The 24,542-nt window shown below is 40.0% G+C and carries 14 protein-coding genes; 5 read left to right on the top strand and 9 right to left on the bottom strand.

Going from position 1 to position 24,542, the window contains the following annotated elements; all coding sequences use genetic code 11:
- From HZA38_03195 to HZA38_03165, 7 genes are all read right to left on the bottom strand, one after another.
- The coding region (locus HZA38_03195; GenBank protein ID MBI5414497.1) for a helix-turn-helix domain-containing protein at positions 1-239 on the bottom strand (239 nt) is incomplete at its 3' end.
- A 58-nt stretch (positions 240-297) separates the two neighbouring features.
- Positions 298-447, bottom strand: a complete 150-nt coding sequence (locus tag HZA38_03190) for a hypothetical protein (protein ID MBI5414496.1) — start codon at positions 445-447, stop codon at positions 298-300.
- A 63-nt stretch (positions 448-510) separates the two neighbouring features.
- On the bottom strand, positions 511-1,680 hold the full coding sequence (locus HZA38_03185; GenBank protein MBI5414495.1) for a hypothetical protein: 1,170 nt from the start codon (positions 1,678-1,680) through the stop codon (positions 511-513).
- A 1-nt stretch (position 1,681) separates the two neighbouring features.
- Complete coding sequence (locus HZA38_03180) at positions 1,682-3,604, bottom strand: hypothetical protein (GenBank protein ID MBI5414494.1); 1,923 nt, start codon at positions 3,602-3,604, stop codon at positions 1,682-1,684.
- 42 nt (positions 3,605-3,646) lie between these two features.
- Positions 3,647-4,261, bottom strand: coding sequence for a hypothetical protein (locus HZA38_03175; GenBank protein ID MBI5414493.1), 615 nt, complete (start codon positions 4,259-4,261; stop codon positions 3,647-3,649).
- 71 nt (positions 4,262-4,332) lie between these two features.
- Positions 4,333-5,115, bottom strand: coding sequence for a hypothetical protein (locus HZA38_03170; protein MBI5414492.1), 783 nt, complete (start codon positions 5,113-5,115; stop codon positions 4,333-4,335).
- Positions 5,112-17,015 (bottom strand): S-layer homology domain-containing protein, encoded by an 11,904-nt coding sequence (locus HZA38_03165; protein MBI5414491.1) that lies wholly within the window; start codon positions 17,013-17,015, stop codon positions 5,112-5,114. Before HZA38_03165 ends, HZA38_03170 begins: the two co-directional genes overlap by 4 nt.
- 226 nt (positions 17,016-17,241) lie before the next feature.
- Between HZA38_03165 and HZA38_03160 the strand changes: the two genes are divergently transcribed.
- Positions 17,242-19,290: a hypothetical protein gene (locus HZA38_03160; protein MBI5414490.1), complete on the top strand. Its 2,049-nt coding sequence runs from the start codon at positions 17,242-17,244 to the stop codon at positions 19,288-19,290.
- 10 nt (positions 19,291-19,300) lie between these two features.
- Here HZA38_03160 and HZA38_03155 read toward each other — a convergent pair whose 3' ends face one another.
- Positions 19,301-19,963, bottom strand: coding sequence for a YggS family pyridoxal phosphate-dependent enzyme (locus HZA38_03155; protein ID MBI5414489.1), 663 nt, complete (start codon positions 19,961-19,963; stop codon positions 19,301-19,303).
- 392 nt (positions 19,964-20,355) lie between these two features.
- Between HZA38_03155 and HZA38_03150 the strand changes: the two genes are divergently transcribed.
- From HZA38_03150 to HZA38_03140, 3 genes are all read left to right on the top strand, one after another.
- Positions 20,356-20,937, top strand: a complete 582-nt coding sequence (locus tag HZA38_03150; protein MBI5414488.1) for a hypothetical protein — start codon at positions 20,356-20,358, stop codon at positions 20,935-20,937.
- Between the two features lie 24 nt (positions 20,938-20,961).
- Positions 20,962-21,519 (top strand): 50S ribosomal protein L19, encoded by a 558-nt coding sequence (rplS, locus tag HZA38_03145; GenBank protein ID MBI5414487.1) that lies wholly within the window; start codon positions 20,962-20,964, stop codon positions 21,517-21,519.
- A gap of 212 nt (positions 21,520-21,731) precedes the next feature.
- A complete protein-coding gene (locus HZA38_03140) occupies positions 21,732-22,841 on the top strand; it encodes a polysaccharide pyruvyl transferase family protein (GenBank protein MBI5414486.1) in 1,110 nt (369 codons plus the stop codon).
- Between the two features lie 8 nt (positions 22,842-22,849).
- Here HZA38_03140 and def read toward each other — a convergent pair whose 3' ends face one another.
- Positions 22,850-23,332, bottom strand: coding sequence for a peptide deformylase (gene def, locus HZA38_03135; protein ID MBI5414485.1), 483 nt, complete (start codon positions 23,330-23,332; stop codon positions 22,850-22,852).
- 511 nt (positions 23,333-23,843) lie between these two features.
- Between def and efp the strand changes: the two genes are divergently transcribed.
- Positions 23,844-24,398 carry an elongation factor P gene (gene efp, locus HZA38_03130; GenBank protein ID MBI5414484.1) on the top strand — a complete coding sequence of 185 codons (555 nt, stop codon included), beginning with the start codon at positions 23,844-23,846 and terminating at the stop codon, positions 24,396-24,398.
- Positions 24,399-24,542 lie beyond the last annotated feature (144 nt).

Raw genomic sequence — 24,542 nt, 5'->3', positions numbered from 1 at the left:
CTCGGGCTCTCCTCTATGGCCTTTTTCACGCCCCCTTCAGTATATCTCTTTTTGATTCTCCAGATAGTATCAGTCGTGACTTCCAGAAATTCGGAAATGTCTTTTTCGCGTTTGCCCCTGTGGCACAAAAGCAGAATATTGACACGGTTTGTTTCACGGAGCGTCCGACCTTTCCCCTCTTTAAATTTCTTTAAAAACAGGATTTCATCGGAACTCAATATTATTTTTATTTTTTTCATGACATAAAGTTAAAGTGATTTTTGTCCCACTTCAATTTAATGCCTGAAAATTAATTTGTCAAGACAGTACTACCTTCTCCTCAGCAGTGGCTCCTGATAATGCTGATGCTCCAGGCACATTTTCACATTCTCCTGTTTTGGCATTATAAGGAAAATAAGTTTTCCGAACTATTTGTGGAAAAACTCCCGCTGGAAGAGTTTCAACCATTCTCGCTTAAAATATTTCCGCATTTATACCATTTTTTCGGCGAAATTGTCAAAAAAAATGCCGTTAGTTTCCGATGTTTCTTGCCTGATTATCGACAAATCGGCGAAGTGATTTTTCGAGTTTTTGGACACGTTCTCGCTGAGCTTTTACATCCTCTTCTCTCACCATTCGAATTTCCTCTTTCCATCTTTCTGCAGCACCTGCATCGTAAAGAATCTCAAGAATTTCATCTGCCCACTCTTTCTGTTTTTCAACACGAGCCTTAAGATCTGCAAAATTTTGAGTCAATGCGTTCATGGCGCCAAAAAGAGTTTTTCTCGTAATTGCTTCGGCATCTTGCTCAGACTTGTCATTTTCTGCGTTATGCTCATTTGCCTTATTTTTTTTCGATCTATTTTTGATGTATTCGAGAGGTGATTTCCAAAAATCTTTCCATTCTGCCTTCGAAGAAAAAACTCCATTGAGTTCCGGAAAAAACTGATTCCGATACCAACTTTGAGCCACCTCTTTAAGAGCTGCATCCTCAGCTTCTTTTGATTTTGGATCGTCATTCGATTTCCATTGATCCGTATTAAAAACATCTTCCAAACCTTTTTTCGAAGTGAGATTTTTAATTCTTTCTCCAATTTCTTTCATTTGCTCCACAATGGTTCCGAAAGTTGCTTTTCCCTTTGGTTCGCAATTTTCATCCGCATATTCTTTGCTGTAATATACGTTTCCTGGAGCGTTAAATTCCGCACAAAACACAAGAGCAGCTCTCTCTCCTTTTAGAGTGGAAAATTGATTTTTTACACTCGTAAACTCGGTCATATTTTCCTTTTTAAGAAGTTTACTCTTTGGAATTGCAGAAGTGATATATCCAAGCGCATCATCAATTCTTTTGAGTTCAGCGCGAAAACATTCCGAATGATCGAGTTCCTGAAAAGATTGAAATGGCTGTTCGAAAGTAATTTCTGAACGGAGCCATGCGTAGGAGCGAGAGGAAAAATTGGTATTCCCCTCATGAGGCAAGAGTTCTCCAGCGGCTGATACTTGTGATGCAAGATTCTCTGCCACTCGCAGAATGACTTGTCCTGTCCTTTCTTCCTTCATTCGCATCTTTTCATACGAGAAAGACTGAGTACACTCATTTGGGAGATTCCCTTTCCATTCAGCCTTGGTACCCGGCACTGGAAGCAGAAAAAGAATTCCGAGAATCACACCGCCGATAATGCGAAGAAATGAGGATTTCATATTATTTCAGATTTTTTTTACATTGTGTATTTGAAGTGTCAATTTTTTCAGGATGCATTTGGAGCACAACTGCAGTCATCGACTTCACGTCTTCTCTGAAACGCTCAAGACTTGCAGAAATGTTTGTGAAAAATTCTTTCTGGAGATCCACATCTATTTTCTTTTGCGCATCGCTCGGAAGCGCGGCTTCAGTAAGTACAACTTGCTCCCATGCCTCCTTTTTTTTGCTTCCCATATAATCATCGCAGAGGCTGAGGAGCTGACTTGTGGAAACATCTGCTCTTCCGGGAAAATACTGGAAGACAAATTTGCAGTCGTTTTTGAGCATTTTTTTGAGGAGCTGGTAGTTTGGTGAATCAGCTCCCGGTTCTGTACTTTCTGAAGATCCATCTTCCTTCTCTGCCAGCAACTCTTCTTGAGGAGCAGGGAGATTTTCTGGTGCAATTTTTTCTGATTTTTCTGAAGGAGTTGGCTTTCCTGTGGCATCATTTTCCATACCTTTGGCAATTTCTTTTGATGAATTCTCTTTTGACGGATCGTTATAATTGAGGAATGGGAGCGCTCTCGGTAAAAGATAGAATTCAATTCCCAGATTTTTTGTGATGGAAAGGAATGAGGAAAGAGAATACCCAACAGTACTTGCACTTTTTGGCGCCTCTACAACATCCGCCATAGATTCCAAAATTTCATATCCTCGCTCTATAATACATTCTATGCAGGCAGGAGTCTCTTGCTCAGCCAAAGAGAATGCTGGTTTGGTTGTAAGATACATATTCACACAAATCAAATCTTTACAAAATTTCGGAATACAGAGAAGTCCATAAAAAAGATCAACTTCATCTCCCGCACATCCTCCTCCTGAATCGATTCCATCAAGATCCGGATATGTTCCCCTGTCAAAATCATCGTTTCCTCCAGAAAGATCAGGAAGCTCTTTTTGAGGATCAGAAACATTTTTTGCTCCTCCAGAATTTTTCCGTGTTTCACCATTCTGAGAATCATTCTTTTTCTGAGTATTTTCATCAGATTTTTTTTCATCTTTTTTCTCGCCATTTTCCGTATTCGTATTTTCCTGAGAAGAAGTATCATCTGTCTTCTCTTTTGGCGTTGGTGTGTTCGAAGATGAAGTGTTGTCACCCCCAAAATAGAGCGCATCTGGATCTTTGCACATTCCATATTCTCCATTTTGTGTATTCGAATTCTCATCTGGAAAAGTATTCTGATCATCTGTGGTATCTGGAGGATTCGTCGTATCGTTATCATTGTTGTCGCTCCCATCATTTTCATTATTATTTCCGTCATCACTTCCGTTATCATTCCCATCACCATTATTTTCATTCCCATTGTTTCCACCTCCATTTCCATCACGATTATCGCCAGATCCCGGACCATCTGGTGGAGGAAATGGCTGGACTAAAGGATCAACAAGTTTGGTTTCATTTCCATCGATAATGCTCCCCGGAAGACGCGGCTGAGGCGCTTTTGCACGAGGTCCAAAGAGAATAACATCAATGACATTGAGATCCACAATGATATCGAAACTCCCGTCAATGAGTGTTCCATTTGTCCATCTGTCACCCGAAGAAATTTCTTCCTTCAGAACCACTTCATATTCGGCGAGACTTCTCACACTTTTGAAGAGATCTTGAAATTCCATGAGACATCTCCCAAGAATATCTTCTGATCGATTGCTTTGGCAAAAAGGAATTTTTGTAATTTGACTGAGATCTCCTTCAATGGTGAGTTCGAGCGGATTTGTCGTAAGGATCCGTTCCACGCTTTCTTTCTTCATTCCCATCTGCCCAGAAACTCTCGTAATAGCAGTTTCGGTCGGAGCAAATTGAAACTTTTCATAAATTTTTTTATAGAGATCTTCTTCGGAAAAATCCGCGTATGCAGAATGAAATCCTGTAAAAAGTATCATTCCAAAAGCGCCGAAAATGAAAATATATTTTTTGAACATTTTTTAAAATTGTGCGGAGGCATTGATAAATTTTGCTGGCATTCGAGAAATTTGTTCCCCAAAGAATTCCCACGAATCTCTCAGCTTTTGGAGATCATACGCAAGACATTCGAGCTCTTTATGAAGCGGATAATAGAGCCTCATCTCGGCATAACTCTGAACAGCAATTCTCAAAACTTTTTCGGAAATATCTATTTCCCGATCGATTCGCTCTGAAAAATATTGAGCTGAATTCAGGACTTCTGTAAATGTGTTTCCAGATGGAGCTTCAGGAAACTCAAATAATCTCCTGAGTGCAGCAGTGTATTTATAGAGTTCAATTTTTCGCTCGAAATAGATCTCTTCAAAACTTGTTTCAAGAGCGGTAAACTCTCTCTTTGCATCGCATCGGAATGTGGTTCCTTCTATTTTGGAAATATGCTCATTCAGGAATGTATTCGTATCTTCATGGTATTTGGTTCGTATTTCTTCAAATGCTTTTTCGTGATCAGGTTCTTCAAGAACTGTGTCGCAATATGGATTTGGATTTTGTTTGATATAATCGACATCGCAATCATCTTGAAATGCAGAGAAAAACTGCTCTTCTGCACTTTCTTTTGTCTCCGGTTCGGTTGCCACGATGGCATCGCTCGAAAAAATCCCGAGAAAAAGAAAAATGAAAAATGCCGAAAAAAGTATGCGTATTATTTTCATTTGGAAACGGTAACAGTTTTGGGAACATAGCAGGAGAGTTTCGTAATAACTTCTTGAAATCGGGTCACAAATCGTCTCGTGAGCTCAAGGAGACCATGACTCCCCTCTCCTTCTGGATTTATTTTATTGTGAAGATCCTGAAGTTTACTCATGAGAAATCCCATTCTTTTCCGAGTAGAAATTGCTTGAAGTGAAGATTCCAGTTCGACTATTTTCATTTTTCTTTTGACTTTTTGAAGCTGAGTACATGCATCGAAAAGGCTCATTGTCGGATTTGATGACATCGTCGCCTCTCGACACGAATCAATTTGATCATCTGGAAAGAAATACGTAAGAACATTCCCGAGAGTGGCATCGACATTTGTGAGCGCTCCATTTTCGAGAACAGTCATTTGTTTCCCACATCCACGCCCAGAGGAATTTATAAAATCTTTTCCGTGCCCGCCGGGATTATCACTCAAATCATAATCTGAGTCATACGAGATTTGCACTGCATCACATATCATTTGGAGCTGACAGTTATATCCATCAATGGAAGTGGAGAAAAGTTGTACCGAATCTTCTCCCGAAAGTCCTTTCTTTTTATTTTCTTCGAGTTTCGCTACATGTACTCCAAAAGCCTTATCGACTTTATCAAATGCTCTGGAAAAAGATTCTTCACACATCGGAAGAGTATCAGCGATTGCAGGAGATGGAATCAGCAAAAGACTGAATCCAATGCAGATGCCGAAAAGGAATCGTACTCGACTTTTCGAGTGAGGAAGGGAATTTGTTTTCATAGATTTTTTGGGAAAAGAGGAATATTTTCGAGAGAATATGTTTCGCTTTCGGAAAAGATTTTGCTATTTCTCTCATTTAAAATCACAGATTTTATGAGATCTCCAGAGCGAATATCTGCAAGGAAATCAAGAAGTCCGCAAAGAAGAGGATCTCCTGGGAAAATATGAACTCCGGGAGGAAAGTCTGGAAGCTCAATTTCTTCTGGACAGCCATCGGAATCATCGACGCCATCAATATCTTCTGGAAGAAATGGACATTTATCGGTCTCTCCTCCGTCCACCACATTCTCACACGCATCCCCAATGCCATCTTTATCCGTATCTGACTGATCGGAATTTGGGGAAAAAGGACAATTATCGCCCCTGTCGGGAAGAGAATCTCCATCAGAATCATTTTCTGAGATTTCCGGCGCATCGCATGCATCTCCAATTAAGTCTCCATCACTGTCTTCCTGAGTTAAATTGGAAGTATCAGGACAATTATCGACATCATCTTTCACTCCGTCGTGATCTTTATCGTGATCAAACGTGTCATCTGGTTCGGTTTTTCCGGGAAAATCATGTTCATCCCGTGGATTTGTTCCAGCTCTGTACTCATCGAGATTTGAGAATCCATCTCCATCGCTGTCTTTCCCGGCATCAGATGCATCTTTTTCATCGAGTCCTGCATCGATTTCTGAGTAATCTGGAAGTCCATCTTTATCGGTGTCTTTTTCACGGCAATCTGCCACATCGAGAAGTTTTTTCGCCATCATGGCAAATTCGCCTCTCGTGACTTCTTCATCGGGAAATACTCTTCCACCTTCATGCACTGGAATAATTCCGAGGTTTACTCCTGTAAAAATATCATGCTCATACCATGCGTAATCTGGAACATCTAAAAGAGACTCTCCTGAATCCACCTGTTTATCGAGTTCGATATCGGCTGCTCTCAGGATAATCGCTAATGCTTCGGCACGAGAAATATTTCTCAGCGGTTTGAAATTTCCATCTCCGTATCCAAAAATAATTTTGAGTTTTTTCGCCTTTGCGACACAAAATTCATACCACACTCCAAGAGGAACATCGGGAAATGGAAACGGCTCAAAAAAGCGTTTGAGTTCAAATTCGCTTGGTCTTGTACAATCCGCACAAAGTGTCGCTCCGAGAACAATTTTCACAAATTCTGCACGAATTAATTTTTCATCAGGGCGGAAGGTCCCATCGCCATATCCCTGAAGAATTTTTCGATCATACAGCATTTTTATTGCCTCAAAATTTGGATTGCTTTTATCCACATCTGAGAAAGGGAGATCGATGACATCCTTCACTTTTTCGAGACCAACTGCTGCTTCGGGAAGGTCATCTTTTAGGGCAATACGAGATTCATGAGAAATGAATAAAACGGGACCAGAAGATCGCGTGGTCCAATTTTCTCCATGATGAAGTATTATGTTCGGAAAATCTGTCCGCACATACATATCAAAAATGGAAGTTCCCTTGTACTTGAGTTCGTAAAGGATAGGATCAGTTTCTGGATTTTGAGCTCCGCGAAGAGAAATTTTTGCATCGCTCGAAAGCAAATGAACATCTCCCGAGTGAGAGATGAGAGCGATGACCGTTCCACTGTCCTGATCAAAAATTGCGCCTCCACCAGCGTAACTCGGAGCATCAACGGGAAGTCCTCCAAATTGAATGGCGTCTCCTTTATTTCGGTCATAAAGGTTTACTCCGCTCAGTGTTTCCACATTCCGTGCAGAAATTTCCTGAGGAGAGAGAAACACATCTGTTCCTGAAGGTGAAGCGTATACCACATTTGCTACAATCTCATTTTTAGAATTCAGAATGACAGTTCTCGTAAAATGTGTTCCATCTCCAGGAAAAACATCGAGTTTGTATTCGGATTTTTCGAGAAAGACTCTTCCATTTGTTCCAGAAACGCGTGCAATAATTTCTCCACTCTGATCTTTTATAATTGCATCTGGAGAAAGATGAAGATCTGAAATTTCATATTTTCCATTTCTATCTGTGAAATATCGACCATTTTTATCAGCAGATTCGGTGCGAATCATTTTCCACGTGTTCAGTCTCTCGCGAAGAAGTGCAAATGGCATCTCGCTCAGTCTCGGATCCACATTTCCCAGAGTAGTTCCAGTTTGAAGTGGATCTTTTTCGAGCGTGATATCAGGAACAAAAATATCGAGAACTATCGGAATGCGAAGAATATTTCCGCCAGCATCTTTCGCAGTAAGGAGAATATTTTTTTGTTCCGGCTCTGGATATGGTCCGACAGGTATTTCAAATCCGGTCGCATCCGCTTTCCCATCGCCATCCAAATCCCATTCAAATGTCATTCCACTTTCAAAGTCATACACTCCTTCTGCCGAAATAGTTTTTTTCAGAAGTACCGGAATTTTCTTCACTCCATCTCCCACAAAAATTGGAGCAGTTACGTCATTGCCAGTTGCGGAAGAAACGAGCACTGGCTGAGAACGAGTTCCACGAGAGCCGTCTTTTTGGATATATCTCATTCGAAGTGTCCAAAATCCCTTTTCGATAGGGAATGAAAATGATGCCCCTTTGAGGATACTCACCATTGCCGCTTCGTGTTCGCCAATTTGTATTTCTTCTCCAGAAAAAGAAAGAGAAGTCGGACCCAAAAAGAAATGGTCGAGTTCGAGGTTTTGCTCAAGATTTTCAGGTCTCAAGATTTCAATATATTTTGTCTCCGTTTCCGTTATACGAGCATATCCCGTAAGTGCATTTTTGAGTTCAATTTCTACACCAATATTCTTCGGATCATTCTCAAATCGGAACGCCCCGGAAATTTCTCCATAGCTGCTGCTCAAGGTAATATTTTTTATCGCATCATTGTGAGGAAGAAAAGACTCAAATGATCCAACCTCCGGAGGAAATGAAAATGGCGTTTTTTTCTGAATGTGTTTTCCATTCTCCTTGAGAAAAATACTTTTTCCCGTTATGAGAAGCACATCATCGTCACCATCTTTATCGACGTCGGAAAAGAGCATATTTCGTACTTCTGAAGTAATTCCTTCATATGCGACGATTTTCTGTGATTTTTGAGTGGATTCGTCATAGACGAAAATTCCATTTCGAATATATTGCCCAGATGTTTGTTTCGGAGTTTCTCCGAGACGAGGAAGTTCTGGTACACTTCTCAAAACATCTTCTGTCTCGATTTTTGGAAATCCAAGTGCGCTGTCTTCGTTCTGGTCTGGTGGAAAAACAAGTTCTGGTTTTGCGGAAAGAGGATTCCCAAGTGATGCGATTTCATCTGGTTTTTTGGAAAGAGTGATATCCGAATTTCCTGCGAGAAGAACCTGAAGATCTCCATTGTGAGCCAAAAGATTTTTTACATTCAGAACACTTCTCTTTTCCCGTTTTTGAAGAGCATCTTTGAGCTCCACAAGGTACTTCTGAGAAGAAGATCCAGAAAAGTCACTCAAATTGGTTTTTGGAATTCCGTACTTCTCAGCAATGACTTCAAAGTTTGTAAATTCGGTATTTTTGAGAAGGGTACGAAGCGTATCCATTGACTCCTCAATTCCGAAAGAAAGCGGTTTTACGGGTTCAGAAGGAATGGGAAGACTTGGAACCTTATCTCCCTGATCTCCGGCGTCCTTTGGATCAATAATAATGTGTTCTGGGAAATTCAGATCATCCCGAAAATCCAAAACATTTCCAAAATCAAATTTTTCTTGAATAGCTTTGAGAATCATGAGATTTTTTTCGACGAGAAAATTATTCCATTTGTCTGCAAGTTCTTGAACTTTTTTGGTAATACCATCGTATTTCAAGGTGAGATTCATCTGACCCACTGCATGAATTTCATCGATGGATCCAACATCAAAAATCTTTGCCACAGAATCATCTATTTTGGAAAGTGCATTTTTTGGAAACGCGACATTCAGAAAATCAATGCCGAGAAGAACATTAGCGGGGCGACTCGTAAGACTTTCAATAATGGGCTTCAATTGATTTTCATCGTGGACGAAGAATTTTCCAAAAATGCACCAGATTTTGAGAAGTTTATTGGCAAGTTCCATGATTTTGGAAAGATCTCCCGTAACGGTAGGAAGCGATGGAGGAGGGGGAATATCGGGCAGTTTTGGGATCGGAAGATCCGGGAAATCAGGAAGTTTCTGGAAAGGCTCTAGAGCATCAAGCCTTTTAATATCGGTAATGACAAGTGTTACAGTTGGAACTCGAGGAAGCTTCAGTCGAGGAAGTGCTTGGAGCGCAATCGGAAGAGGATAAAACTCAAGCCGCGGAACTTCTACCGTGAGCGCCGCTTTGATTTGAGAAACATCGAGGACAATATTCGGAAGCTTCGGAAATTCCACCACGGGCGGGGTTGGAATGCTTCCAAACACGATATCAAATACAGTTCCTCCAGTTTCATAATTATCTGTCGTGCATTTGTTGCATTTTTTCATCGGTTCATCCAGCATTTTTACAATGTTCTGCCACTCTTTTAAAATTTCACGTGCCGTTTTGAAGAATCGAATCCATGATTTTGCTCTTTCTGAATTTCTCTGAAACCAACCATCCATAAGATCAGTAATGGCATCTACGTAGCAGACAATTCCAAAAACATATTTTGCGAATTCCTGTTCATAAAAAGAAACAATATTTCCGAGATTCGCATAACTTTCCAAAACTTTTTTATTGTGCTCGAGAGAAGTAGACATTCCGGAATAAGCAACATCGACTTCCTCGCTCATTTTTTTCCATGCTTTCTTTGCATCTGCGCATTTATCCTTTGGGTATCCGCGAGGACATTCCCATTTCGTCACAAAATCTTTCCAATCCGCAATTTCTTGATCTGCTTCCTTCAGCCAAAGATCAAAATCGCTGATTCCTGCGTACATTTGCTCTTTACTAAGCGTTGGCACAGCGATGGGAATAATTTTTTCACGAATATCGAGGAGCGGAACACTCCTCAAAATTTTATAAATATCTTCAATGCTTTCAACTGTTTCTCCGGCATCTTTTACAATCTTACTTACTGGCGCAATAGTATCATATGCTGATTTCACCTGATCTCTCCCGAATCTTTGTATTTTTTCTCGAGTGCTCTCGGTAAATTTTTCTGGCGTTTTTGCTCCTGCCGATGACTCATTCGATTTTTTCGCAGTTTTCCCAAAATTATCAAATTGTTTCGTAAAATCCTCCCATGTTTTTTGTATTGCACTCCTCTGAGAATCATTTACGAATGCATTCGGAAGCGCCGGGTAAAAAACTGTAATCGAAGAAAGTTTGAAGATCTTTCCAAATTCACGTATTTGTGCCGCAGCCCATCTGCTAAAAAATGTCGGTGATGATTCTGGAGCGATATTGTTTCCAAGCGAACTGTCCCATTTGAGCGTTCCCAGGCGAGAAACTACCTGAATGTTTCCACTTCGAGATGCTGCACTATTTCCCGGATCGACCACATAAGCAATTGAATTCCCGGAATCCGAAGAAACTGCACTATTCGCGCGGGATAAAGCATTTTGGATGGCTTCATTAATTTCATCACAAATTCCCGTGAGCGCTAGAAGTGGAAGCGCGGTTGGAAAACATGCCTTACTCGGATGTTTCCCGGGACAAACGGCAATTCCTGTGCCTCCGGTGATCGTCGGAGCAATGTAGAGACGGAAGTAACTATCGGCAAAACATGCTGGCCCAGCACATACAAATGGAAATTTTGGAGTAAGTCCAAAGATAGGGAATCCCGGATCTTTTGGACCGGTCACTCCAACTCCATTTTTGAGACTTCCCATGATGCCATCTATTTTCCCCTGCAAATTTCCGAGTTCTGAAGAGAGCGCTTCTCCTCCAAATCGATCAAAAGAATTTTGCATGCCACCAAGTGCATTTTTTCCTCCGAGAAGTATCTGATTTCGAGCATTTAAAAGCGCCTGCGAAATGTTTATTGGTCCGGGAGCAAAAAATGCATAATTTACGGGGAGAGCTACACATCCGCCTAAACACCAATTGGAATTTTCAAGAGAATTAATGAGATCACCCAGTTTTCGATTCATGTCATCCAGATCTCCTGAGAAGAAATCAGAAATCTCAGAGCTGACTCGGTCCCAGATATTTGGAATTCCATCATGATCATCATCTCCAGAAAAATTGTCTTTGGCGTCTTCCAAAATATCGGGGATTTTGTTTCCATTGTCATCTTTCTCAAATTGATCGGGAGTTCCATTCTCATCGGAATCAGTCATATCAGGGAGAGATTTGGGAGTTTCCTCTTGTTCATTTTTTCGAAATGTTTCCTGATACGTTCTTGGTCCTGTAGAAATAAACTCAATAACACCATCTGATTCAGTTCCCGGAAGAAGAAGGGTTATGTCTAAAATAGTGTCATTCGGGAATCCTGGTTTCTGTATTTTCCCAAACATAAAATCCACCTTCGGCAAAGTTCGAATTTCCATTTCATAGTTGATGGTAATATTTTTCTGAGCAGGAATATTTGTTATCTGGAGATATGTTGCTCCTGATGCTGGCTCGTTTATAACCGTTTCTGTATCGCATCCATCACAGGTGAGCGTTCCCTTTTTATATGTCATTTCGAGTGAAACCATATCAATGAGCGAAATCCTTTCTTTTTGAACGGGAATGGAAATTTTGAACTGGACACGATCTCCTCTTTCGAGCATTCCGCCATTTACGTCTTCCCCAGTTTTAATAATTTCTCTTTCCTTAAAAAAATCAGCATCAGCAAATTCTTCAGAAATTTTCTCATTTTTCTCATTCGAATAGGAAAATGTCTGGAGCGGAAGACCTTTTTTTTGAATATCCGGGAAAGAAATAAGAAATTCTCCGGGAATATTTTCATGAGAGTATTTGGCTCCTACCGAGCCCAGTTTTGTTTTGTGCTCATCAGAATATCCGTCTGCACTTCCATAATATACGAGAATTTCTCCATTTTTTTTCTGGAGAATAACATCAGAAAAAGAATCTCCATCAAGATCTTTCGATGCCAAACTTTCTGCCCGTATATTTTGAAATACTTTTAATGGTTCCTCAGAAAATACTTCTTTCGAATTTTGGAAAAATTGAAGTTTTCCATCTCCATCGAGAACGAGAACGTCTGCAAATCCATCGCCTTTGGCAAGCGGTGCAACATCCCAAATGTCTTTTTGAGAAGCGAGAAGAGTTCCCCATTTTCTAAAATTTCCATCTCCCGTATTTTGTAAAAAAAGAAGAGTGCTCCCCTCAGTAGTAATTATGAGATCATCCCTTCCATCTCCATCAATATCCGCATTTTCGACTTGCTGAATATTCCTTTCTCCAGAAGAAAATATTGGTGTTCCTAAAGTTCGATCAAAACCATTTGTCCCGGCATGTGGGGCGAGAAGATGAAGAGTGGGATCACCCCAATTTGTGAGAATAGGACTTCCGAGATGTTTCATAGACTCTCCGACAGTTTCTCCTGAAGCGATAAAAAGATTTGTCAGCGCATCTCCTTCCCATGCGATACCGTCCTCATTTTGAGAAATGATATCTGGTGGTCCACTGAGGAGCGGAACTTTCTGAGAATCATCAAAGACATATACACTTCCATCTGCCGCAGTTTTTCCATGAGGAGAAGATATGAGAGAAATATTCGCTGATGAAAATATAAATTTTCCGACGATTGTACTCAGTTCCAAGAGAAGATTCAGCACTATTTTTCCTTTCGATTCTGACGCATTGAATTCCAGCGAGAATTTCTGGTCACGAATATCAAAATTCAAAGCTGAAGAAACCGTAAGAATTGGAATTTCTCTCATAAAAACGGTGATGATTCCACCGGATTCTTCGCTCCTCAGAACATTTGCCGTATCAAAATTTTCGAAAAATATTCCAGGTTTTTCTAGATCAGGAGGTCCAATTTGTATATTCGTTTCAGAGGGCAAAATGGGCTTGTACTCGACAAGATTCTCAAATGAATTCGTATCAAAAATGGAAAGAGTGAGCGGAGTGAGTGAGGAAATCACATTCTCTATTCCTGAGTCTGAAATAATTACTCCGCCATTTTTATCAAGAGAAGCCCTTGGAAGAGATATTTCTGGAGCTTCAGAAAGCCCAGTATAGAAAAGTGTTTTTCCAGAAAACAGCATTTTTCGCGCCAAGCTTTCTTCTTGAAGCGGATGCGCTGTGGGAATCCCAAAAAATTCTGTGATATACGCATTTGGAGTAACCTTTTCAAAAAATTTGTTGCTCATTTCGGTTCCAATCGTAATTTCCATTGCTGCAGGAAGAACATTTTGAGCTTTTGCAAAAATCCGGAGTTTTCCGGGGCGATCTTTTACTGTAAGAATAAGGCTATTTCCTGACCTTGAAACTTCCCCCAATTTCTTCGTGGCATTTGTGATACCAATTTGAAGATCTTTCGGAAATTGAGCTGCCTCAGTTGAAATTTCTCCAGAAGAAAAGAGAACTGAGAGCGGAATTTTTACTTGAGAATTTGGAGGAAAAACTTGAGGGGCTTTTCCAAATTGGAGTTTTACTGGAATTTTTTTAAAATCAGAAGAATTTTTCCCAAGTTCGATCGAAGCTTTTTCTCCCGCTGGGAGAGAAATGGAAAGCTCTATTGGACCGCTTCTTAAAGCTACTGGAATTTTTAGAGTACCACCAACAAATTGTCCTGTAGAACGTCCGAGAAGTGCTTTTCTGGGATCTGATACCGCGAGATCTGCTTCCGGAGAAGCGTTCGAGAGGAGATTTCCATCTGCATCGACGATCTCAGCTCCGACCTCAAAAAGAGTAAGTCCATTTTGCTCTGGAGTAACGCTTTTAGTTTCGAGAGAAACATGCATTGTCTCTATTACAGAGAGAACGATTTCTGCTTTGGGAAGTTCTTCCATCTCAAGAGTAATGTGGATGTCTCCGACTTGCAGCGCACGAAAAGGAATCTGAAATTCTCCCGTCGTAATGAAGAGCTGAATTCCCAATTTTTCTGGATCCAAATCCACACCAGTAAATTCAGCAGGTCCTTCAATAAATACATCCGCCTGTCTTCCTCCGGCACTCGTCTGAATTCCATCGGAATCCAAAATTTGTCCCGAAATCACTCCTTCCATTCCGGGAAGTAAGGCCGCCTGAGATGAGGTGAGGAATACTTGTGTTGGCTCGCTTTGAGAAAGAGGTTCCACCATTTTCCCAGTTTTTGGATCAATATAGGGAATATCGCCATAATGAACATCAGAAACTGCACATACTCTCGTGAACTCGATTTTCTTATCTTGAAGATGATCGAGCCAGCATTTTATTGCTTTTGGCCATTCGAGAAGACTCGCTCCTTCGGCTGATGGACAGTCTTCATCTGAATTTGATTGCCCATCTCCTCCATTATTGTTTTCTCCAGAATTTCCGTTATTTGAGGGATTTTCTCCACCAAATGGGGAAGATCCTCCACCAATTTCTTCCTGAAGTGCATTCCATTCTGGATCAAAAACCGTTTCTTCTGCACCATTCCACTCGAGAGAAGCATCATCAGTTTTTCCACGAAAATATGCCAGGGCAATGCCGTTTTCCTTGTGTCGCGGAATTCCGGTGGTTTTCGAATCAAAGAATGTTGCTACTGCATCGGCATGTTTTTCATGAATATCTTTTGTTCCCCAAGAAAGAGACTTGCGAAGCGCCGGAGAATCCATTTCCTCAGCTTTTTTCACGAGAAATCCTTCTTCCGGAAGTGCTGTCCAGCGAAAAGAAAAATTTTGTACAGGATACTTTGCTCCCCTCATGATGTCTTCCGCCATTTCACGAATTGTCCCCGCCGCGATAATATTTCGCGTAAGGACAACTTCCTTTTGCTTCCAAAATTGAAAAATATTTTTGATATTTGGTCCTTCTGCACCTTCTCTTGCAAAAGTAAAATGCTTCGAAAAAATTGCTTCTGCTGCTTTCGAAATTTCAGAATTTCCTGATTCCTGTACTAAAATTGCTGACTTCCAGAGAGCCGCTCCATTTTTTGCATCGGGAAATTTTTGTGATAAAAATGTTTCGATATCGTTTCTGTACGCTAAAAATTCTTGCTGAAAATCCGCAGGAAATTCGAGAGAAATTGCTCTTGTGAGGATTTGGTCTTTTGTTTTCAGAAAGAGATATTGAGCGTATGAGCGCAAATTATCTTCAATAATTTTTTGTTCGATTTCCTCTTCTTTTTCCCGAACCGCATTCAAAAACGCTTCCCACACATCAGAAGTTTGAATTTCTGCAAGAGAAAAAGCGTTGAAAAAATCTATTCGCTCGAGCATTCCGCTCTGTCCCTGAAAAGTGAGATGACGAATGCCATCGCTCGGAATATGACCAGCAGTAAGACTTTTTGCAGCGTTTTGAATATCTTCTGGACGCGGAGCATCGTGTACTACGGCACTCGAAATTTCTTTTTTTTGAGCATTTACAAACGTTGCTTCTTCATCATTTTTGACGAGATACTCCAGTTTTTGACAATCACGAAAACTTGCCTCATTTCCACTCGAGGAAGGAGTATTTCCCACAAGAGAAAATACATCTTTTTCTGCATCTTCTGGTCGACACTTTGCTGGTTCTTCACGATTTTGGATACAACATCCTCCGTAGGGATCGCACTGATCCTCTTTTTTCCCGCTTGATGCCGGATCATAAAGACGATTATATTCCACGAGTTCAGAGTATTCCTTCGTCTTTCCTAAAGGTGATCCTCGAAAAATACTACATTCTTCTGCTTTTTGAATCGTCTCCACTGATCTTCCATGAAGTTTATTCGAAATTGTAAAAGGATTCACAAATTTTTCTGCAGAAATATTTTCCACCATCGTCACGTTTTTCTGCCATTTGGTTTCGACAAAATTCAGAATTTCTTCCTGAAGAACGTCGTTGATGTGTTTCATTCCTTCTCTGCTGAGAGCGTCCATTGCGGTAATGAGACCAGGAATAGTATCGGTATTTGACTGAGACCATCTCCCGGAACCTTCAATACGTTTTTGAACTTTTGCAGAGTAGGAACTCACTATTTTTAAATATTCTGGAAGAAATCCATCTATTTTATCTTTTGTAAAGATATCGGGAATAAGATCTCTCTTCCCTTCTCCAAAAAGACTTTCGATCTGATCGGAAATCTCGTCTTTTTTATCGCCGGGAATTTCGACTTCATCAAGAATTCCCTTCTGAAGTTCTTCGAGAAGATATTTGTTATATCTCATATATGCGAGATCTTCCGTATATTTCTCTGTATTTTTATACTGAGCGATGTCAGTGTCTGAAAGCGTATCTGATTCTTCTGCAAAATCTACGTATAGAACCGAATCATCATACGGAGCTTTTCCTTCAGCAAGAGACTTGTGAAATTCATGATCTTTGTCAAAATATGCAGAAATTTCCTGAGGCGTTCCGCGGATGATTCCGTGCCAAATGTCAGATGTTTTCGAGAAATCGGCATCATTTGGAATAAACATCTTCTGCTCCGCATCCCAAAGGTATGAGGGATCTTCAAAGTCCGTATACGGAAACACCGAAACAAAAGGAACGGTTTCCTTTACGAGCGGGAGCGGAACATCACCAATAATAACGACACCACGAAGGAAAAAGAGCGAATCTTCCTTCAAATATCCTTCGAGATAGAGTTTTTCGAGTACATCAAAAATGCGTTGTGGAGATTCTTCGCTGTTGACTGGGAGAATAAGCGCCTTGGTATCATGGAGTGAACTCTGCACATCTGATGTATATCGATATATTTTTCCAGTAAGATCTCCGCCATCTTCTTTTCCCACATTATAAAGGTCACTCGCAACAAGAATACCTACGAGATCATGTTCGTCATGAGATTTTGCGCTGAGCGCAGAATCATCAAACTGCACCAAAAACGGTGAGAGAAGGACAACCATCATCATGAGCGCAATCGATTTTTTGAGCCAAGAATGTGTCTCGGAAATTCTCTTCAAGAAAAATAGTGAAATATCAGATCATGATACCATAAAATCGAATTTTTATGAAGAGAAATCCCCACAAAAAAATCCAGTTTCACTTTACTTTTTGAGAGAAATATTGAGTTTTTCTACTAACAGAAAAAATAACTGGAGGAAAATGGGGAAAAGAGGTATTCTCTAGTCCCAATTTTTTGTTTATTATAAGGCTCGACAGAGCGATATTTTCCGAGTTTTTCAAAAAATGGCATCAGTTGAAACTCAAAAATCTCAGGCTGAAGAAAATCGGTCAGAAACCACTCGTTTCAAGATAGAAAAATTCTTGGCTGGTGTTCGGGAAGATCCATATTCAAGCAAATATGAACCTGCGTATCGCCAAAAAATGGAGAGAATACTCACATTGCCCGTAAGAGAACAGGAAAAAAGAATCGAAGAAGAAGAGGAGTACATGGCTGATTATCGCAAAATGGAACTTCTTGTTGATAATAGAATTGTTCCACAGTTAGAAATGATGGTACGAGAAGGGACCGCGAGTGAAGTGGGAAAGAGAAAACTGCTCTTTGGCGTACGGGAAGGTCTTATCAATAAAGAATCTGAAGAACTCGCTCTCCCTTCTGGAAAGGACGGTCGAAAAATGAAGCTTGGATTTGTAGAAGGAGAAGTTAAACTATTGCAAAAACTTCATGAAGAAAATAAAAGAATAAAAGCCGCAAAAGATGCTGGAAAAACGGTATTACAAGAGTCATTTTCCTGTAATCAAGAGAAGATATCGTTCTTTACAGATGCTGAGAAAAAAGCTTCTGATGAGATATTCACTCATCAATTCGGAGATTATCTCGATGGAAAACTTGCTGATAAATACACACCTACAACATTTCTGGCGGCAATAGAGACAGAAAGAAAAAAGAGGCAGAAGGAATTTTTGGAGAGAAAGACATTATACGTTGCCGGACAAAAGCCACTGGATGAAATGAAAAGAACATTCGCTACTTTGGGAAAAAGCTTGAATTCCTTTTCAAAAGCTGATCCTGAAAATTTGGTAAGAGCGATCCCCGCATTCTCTCGAAATTTTTCCACGTTCACGCATTTTATAGGAAATTCCGCAGGAAAGGGGCTCATACCTGCCCATTTTGCGCACCTCGCAAAAATCGCAAGCATGGATCTCAAAGCAGCTCAAAATGGACTTGCAGTGCAAGTGACAAAAAAAAAGAAAGATGCCATTGAGCATGAAATGGACTGGAAACGCTCAAAGCTTGCTCATAGAGAGCTTCTTCAGCTATTCCTTATTGTTCCTGGCACTCTCCTCACTCCAGAACTCAGGAAAGAAAAAATGGAAGCGCAGAAAAATATTCAGAAATGCGATGTGGAGATTCCAGCGGAAAAAATGGAGGAAGAAGTGACGAAAGAAAGAAAATATGCGGAAAAATATCTCGATTGGCAGGAATCGTATGAACTCCACACCTCTCTTCTTTCTCGGCTCGAAGCATATGGAGCGGAGAAGACTGATGGTCTTAAGCGCGAACGAGATCTTGTAGAAGAAAACTTAAAAATTTGCGAAGACAAAATCGGCATCAAAAAAGAAAATGGAGAAATCCCTGAGAAAGAAATATCCGTTGAGGATCGCGATAAACTCATAGAAGACATGATTTTTGGAAGAGTGGAAAATGAGGAAAATGGCGACGCGATTAAGTATTTCCTTGCTTACCTTATGGTAGCGCAAGATAGGAAACAGCATCGGGATGAGGGAAAAATGGAAATTGATGAAACCATGACGGACGAGGAAGTATCGAAAAGACATGCAGAAGAAATTCTCAAAGAGGGCAATGATACACGTGATATTCAGCCAGAAGACCATGAAGAGGGAGGTTCCCATCCGATAGAATTGATCGAAGAAAAAGACACCTTAGACGGAGCTCATGAACTTGATCAGCTTGCGACAGAGGAGCAGAAAAAACTCACGAAAGCCGCGAGATCAGATATATATAAACTTTCATTTGAAAGACATAAAGTTCACACTAAAACGACAAGGGAAACTGCGAGAAGCGCAATAGAAGCTTTTGAAAAAGGAGACGCAGTTAGCGTTTCACGTGGTGACGACAGAAACCTTTCATTTTTACAAACTCGAGATGAGGCAGAGCGAGCGATTTCTCATGATCTTTCAGAAGCGTCAGCAAAGATGGGAATAAAGGAGGGATCAACTCGAGAAGGAGTAAGAAAAACACTTGAGAAGATTACGCGTATCGGAAGAACTCAGGCAAGAACCGTTTTGGAAGATGTGAAAAAAGCAGGATAGCTGAGCATTTTTACATATTCTCCTCAAATATTCTCCTTCCAATTCGCACAAGAGTTGCACCTTCTTCAAGTGCGATTTTATAGTCGTGACTCATGCCCATTGAAAGTTCAAATTTTTGTTCATCGAGATAAAAATTATGTATAATATTTTTATACAACTGAAACATGTCTGAAAAATAACTTCTCGCTTCGTGCTGATCATTTGTAAACTTTGGAATACACATAATTCCACAGATTTTTATCGAAGAAAGTTGTTCAATTTTTTTATACGCATCAAGAATTTCCTCTGGGAAAAATCCCCCTTTCTGAGGCTCATGTGAAATATTCACCTGAAGAAAAATAGGTATTGTCTTTTGGAGAGTATTTGATTCTTCTGATATTTTTTCCGCAAGGGAAAGAGAATCAACACTTTCGATAATATCAAAAATTCCTACAGCTTTTTTGACCTTATTCTTCTGAAGGTGTCCAATCATATGGCGTTCTATTTCAGAAGGAATGTAATGGAGTTTTTGCACCATTTCTTGAACACGATTTTCCCCTATTTTTAAAACATGAGACTGAAAAACCTCAGTCATTTCGTCAGAAGTTCTTAATTTTGTTACGACTAAAAGACTTGCCCTTGGATACAGTTTGAGCTCTTTCTGAATTCCTGCAATGTTCTGAGAGATTATCACGTAAGAATAGAATGAGAATGGAAGACCACTATAAAGAAAATCTTTAGAAGAAGGAAGTTTTTTTGAAATCAAGAACTTTTGAAATCAAGAGTCGCCTCTCCTGAGGCGACCTTGGTCGCCCGAGGACGGGCAACTCTTGAAGGAAGCAGTATGACATTTATTATCCGACAGAATGCCTTTTTGATAACAAGCCCCCATTATTTGAACACATAATTTATACATAAATTCTGTAAACATGAACTGAGAAAGTATTCTTGCGTCAAAAATATACTCACTAAAAAGTGCCTAGAAATAGCCATTTCTCAGTGTTTTTTTAAAAATGTATTGCAATTCGTTTTTGTGTGTGCATAAAATATGTGCACATAATCTTTGTTATCATTTTATACAAGGGCATGCTTAAAGCACTTTTTTCTTCAACAACTCGTATAAAACTTTTACGCATATTTCTTCTAAATCCACAAAAAGAGTATTTTATACGTGAGCTTACAAGGTTGCTTGATGAACAAATTAATTCAGTACGAAGGGAGCTTAATAATTTAAAAAAAATTGGGTTTCTGAAGTGTAAGAACAAAGATCGAAAGAAATATTACTACATTGATACTTCATTTCTTATCTTCCCCGAACTCACACTTATCTTCCAAAAAGATAATGCCTCTGGACAAGAAGTCGTAAAACAAGTTTTAAAAATGGGAAAAGTTGAGCTCCTTCTCCTTTCCGGAATTTTCGTGGGAGTACAAGGATCTCCTGTAGATCTTTTTGTTGTTGGCGATATTGACAAAGAAAAGCTAACTGAGTACACTGCCGAGGAATTTTCGCACGAGCATCCCGTTCGTTTTACTGTGCTCTCTCGAGACGACTTTTTGTATCGTATAGAATGCCACGATAAGTTTGTGCACAACCTTATTAATGATGAACGAAGTGTTATTGCGGTAAACAAGATCGAGAAACTCATTGAACAGAAAGAATCACAATAATTTTATTTCTTCATTTTTTGCACTATGGGAACCGTTACTATCGAGGAATTAAATAAATTAGAACTTAAAAAGAAGTTTACCCCCTTCTCTGCAGGGCAGACAGTTCGAGTACATCAAAAAATTAAAGAAGGAGATAAAGAGCGTATTCAGATTTTTCAGGGACTCATTATTGAAACAACAGGTGGACATGGAGTAAACGGGAGCATTACCGTTCGGAAGGTGGTCGATGGTATTGGTGTGGAAAAGGTTTTTCCTATTCACTCGCCCTTTATCGAAAAAATAGAGCTCGTAAAGGAGGCGAAGGTTCGGAGATCTCGAATCTTCTTTATGAGAGGACGTAGTGGAAAGTCAGCAAGGCTTCAAGAGAGGTTCTATTCTGAGTCTGAGCTCGAGTCTATGAAACCGCATGAAGTGACTGAAGCAGAAGTGGAGGAAGCAATTTTGCATCAGAAAGAAGAGGAAGCAAAACTCGCTGAGGTCGAGGGGAAGGGATCAGAAGAGGCTCCCACAGAAGAAATTGTTCAGAAAAAGACCTCTCCAGAAGAAGTTTCTCCTGAAAAAGAGGAAGCTGAAGCAAAATAATCTCCAATTTTTTGATAGAAAGAATCACAAAAATATGAAACACTTTTCAGGAGAGTGCTTTTCTTTAGGAAACGATGCAAAATAGAAAAAACTTTAAAATTCCACCTCAATTCAGCAATATCTGGAAACATTGCAAAATGATGAAATCCGAGGAATCAAGGCTAAAAATCCGCAAACGTACTTTTGGTACGGTGAGGAATTTTTAGCCACAGATGACGAAGGAGTTCGCATTTTGCAGTGTTTCCTTTAATATGGAACAAAAACGAAAAACCCTTCTTATTTTCGGCAATTATGGACTCCCGAATTGGGGAGATGAAGGAATTCTTGCGGGCATTCGAAGGAGAATTGACCAAAAAGCTTGGAAAATTCTGGTCGTTTCGCCATTTATGAAAAATATTGCGATCGAACATAAGCTTTTGGCAATTCCACCGCCGCCAAGCACCATTTTCTCTCTTGGAAAATGGATACTGACAGGAAAATTTTTCAAAACATATACTGCCGTTAAAAATGCTGATTTGGTTATTTTTGGAGGAGGAGGACTTTTCCAAGAACTTCCCAAAAAAGCGCTTTCTATTTGGAGAAGGTATTTTCGATTCTGTGTATTTTTTAAAAAACGAATTCTCCTCATCGGGAATTCTTTTGGACCATTCCGTTCACAGAGATCACTCCGAAAAACGGGAAACCTCCTTTCTTCAGCATCATTCTGTTCAGTGCGAGATGAAAATTCCTTGAATATTTTGAGAGATATGCATTTCCCTGCCGGTCGCTCATTTTTGGCAACTGACGCGGCTTTTCTGCTTCCAGCAAAAAGAAGTGGACCATTAAAAAAAAGTGGAATTCTTATTTGTCTTCGTAATGGCGATCTTTCCAAAGAGTACCTTGATGAAATTCGAAAGTTTTGTCGTCAAGTGGAGAAGAAAAAACAAAAAGTTGAATTCCTTCCGATGCAAATAACGAGGAGTGCAGATGATAAACTTGCGGCGAAACTCGGAATTCCGCTTTTTCTTCCAAAAAATCTCACCGAAGTTCGGACAAAAATTGCTGAATCAGAGTTCCTTCTCGGAAATAGGCTCCATTCAGGAATATTCGCAATGCTCTCTTCTACGCCATTCCTCATAATCCCCTCTCGCCCGAAAATACAAAACTTTTTTACATCGTGTGGACTTCCCAAAATGCTTCTTTCTGGAAAAATTACCGCTCAAAAAATTATGAAAAAATATGAACATCTGAAAAAAGCAGGACTCCCACTCAAAAAAGAAATTAAGGGCGCAGTAAAAAGGGAAAAAGAAAAGTGTTCGTACTTATTCCCTGATTTTTTGTAGAAACAGTATCAGAGTGCTGTTCCTGTCCTATTCTCTGAAGTATTTTGAGCACGATCTATAAAAAGTACACCATTGATGTGATCGACTTCGTGCTGAACAACACGAGCGTTGAATCCCTTGAGATTGAGAATGCGCTGACGTCCTTTGAGATCCAAAAATTGGACAGTGATTTCACTCGAACGGCGGACAATTCCCCATATTCCGGGAAGAGAAAGACACCCTTCCTCTCCACTTTCACATTTTTCTGAAAATGAGAGAATCTCCGGATTTATCATTTCTAAAAATGTTCCCGAAATCTGAGCGATAATAATACGAAGATTTTCTCCAACCTGTGGAGCAGCAAGCCCTACTCCTCCTTCTTCTCGTACAGTCGCATGCATTTTTTCCAAAAGTTTTTTAATATTTTTTGTAATTACACGAACTTCTTTCGATTTTGTTCGAAGAATTTTGTTTTCTGAACCGGTGAAAAGAGGAAGAGCTTTTGTCGACATGGAAAAGTTAGTTGTAAGTTGTCAGTAGGCAGAAGGCAGAAGGCGGAAGGCAGAAGGAGAATCAACAAAGCAAAGTATATGAAAAATTCTCACAGAATTGCAAACTGACTCCAGTTCTTTTTTTAAATCAGTGGGAAATTTTATGAGGACGACTTCATTGGGTTTTACGAGGAGAAGCTAAGACACTCGCTAATTTTCTCTTATAGTCGTCATCCCGGGATGACGCGGAGAGGAGGACATTAGGAAGACATTTTCTCAAATGGTGGAAGGATTTTTGTGAGTTGTTGCTTGCAAACTTCCGTATTTCTAAAATTTATGCTTAAAAAAATTTTTTGAGAAATTTGCGTGTGATCCACACGTGGACGCATAACCCAAACGGAAAGAAAATTACCACGACGAATTTCTGAGACTGAGCCATAATTCTCATTCTTCATTCATACTTCGTAATTTTATCGAAGGCTTCACTTTTTTATTGGCAATCGGTATAATGCCGCAGATTTTTACATTTTCTATGGATTCCCAAAAAATTCGCGCTGGTGCCAAAATTCTCATTAGTGATGATCCGTACGTCGTTATGAGCTATGTTCATTCCCACATGTCACAATCGGTTGGGAAAATGGTCGTAAGAGCAAGGAATCTTCTTACCGGAAATGTTCTCGAAAAAACATTTTTCTCTGGAGAAAATGTGCCAGAAGCAGACATTACCATGAATTCTGCTCAGTTTCTCTACGGACATGGAGATGAGTACAGTTTTATGGACAACCAGACGTATGAACAATTTACGTTTGATAAGAAAAAACTCGGAGATGTCGTTGATTTTCTCACGGAAGGACTTGAGGTCAAAGTGATGAACTGGAATGGAAATCCAATCAACATCGCGCCTCCTTCTGTGGTAAATCTGAAAGTGGTGGAGACAGAACCTGGTGTTCGTGGAGATACTGCTTCCGGCGGATCAAAACCAGCAAAGCTCGAAACCGGAATGGTGGTACAAGTGCCATTTTTTATTAATACTGACGACGTTCTCGAGATCAACACGGAATCGAGGTCGTATAAGTCGAGAGCATAGGGAAGGAATTAGGAATTAGGAATGGCTTTGTTGCACAAATAAATTGTACGGGAATAGGAGTATGTCTAAGATGAGGAGGAACAATAACCTCTTTCAAAATGAAAAAGAAATCCTCACTTAGACAGAGATATCGTATCGCAAATT

It is taken from the genome of Candidatus Peregrinibacteria bacterium (assembly GCA_016220175.1).
GTDB lineage: Bacteria > Patescibacteriota > Gracilibacteria > CAIRYL01 > CAIRYL01 > JACRHZ01.
The sequence above is the reverse complement of the archived record's forward strand: the minus strand, read 5'-3'. Positions and strand labels throughout refer to the sequence as shown.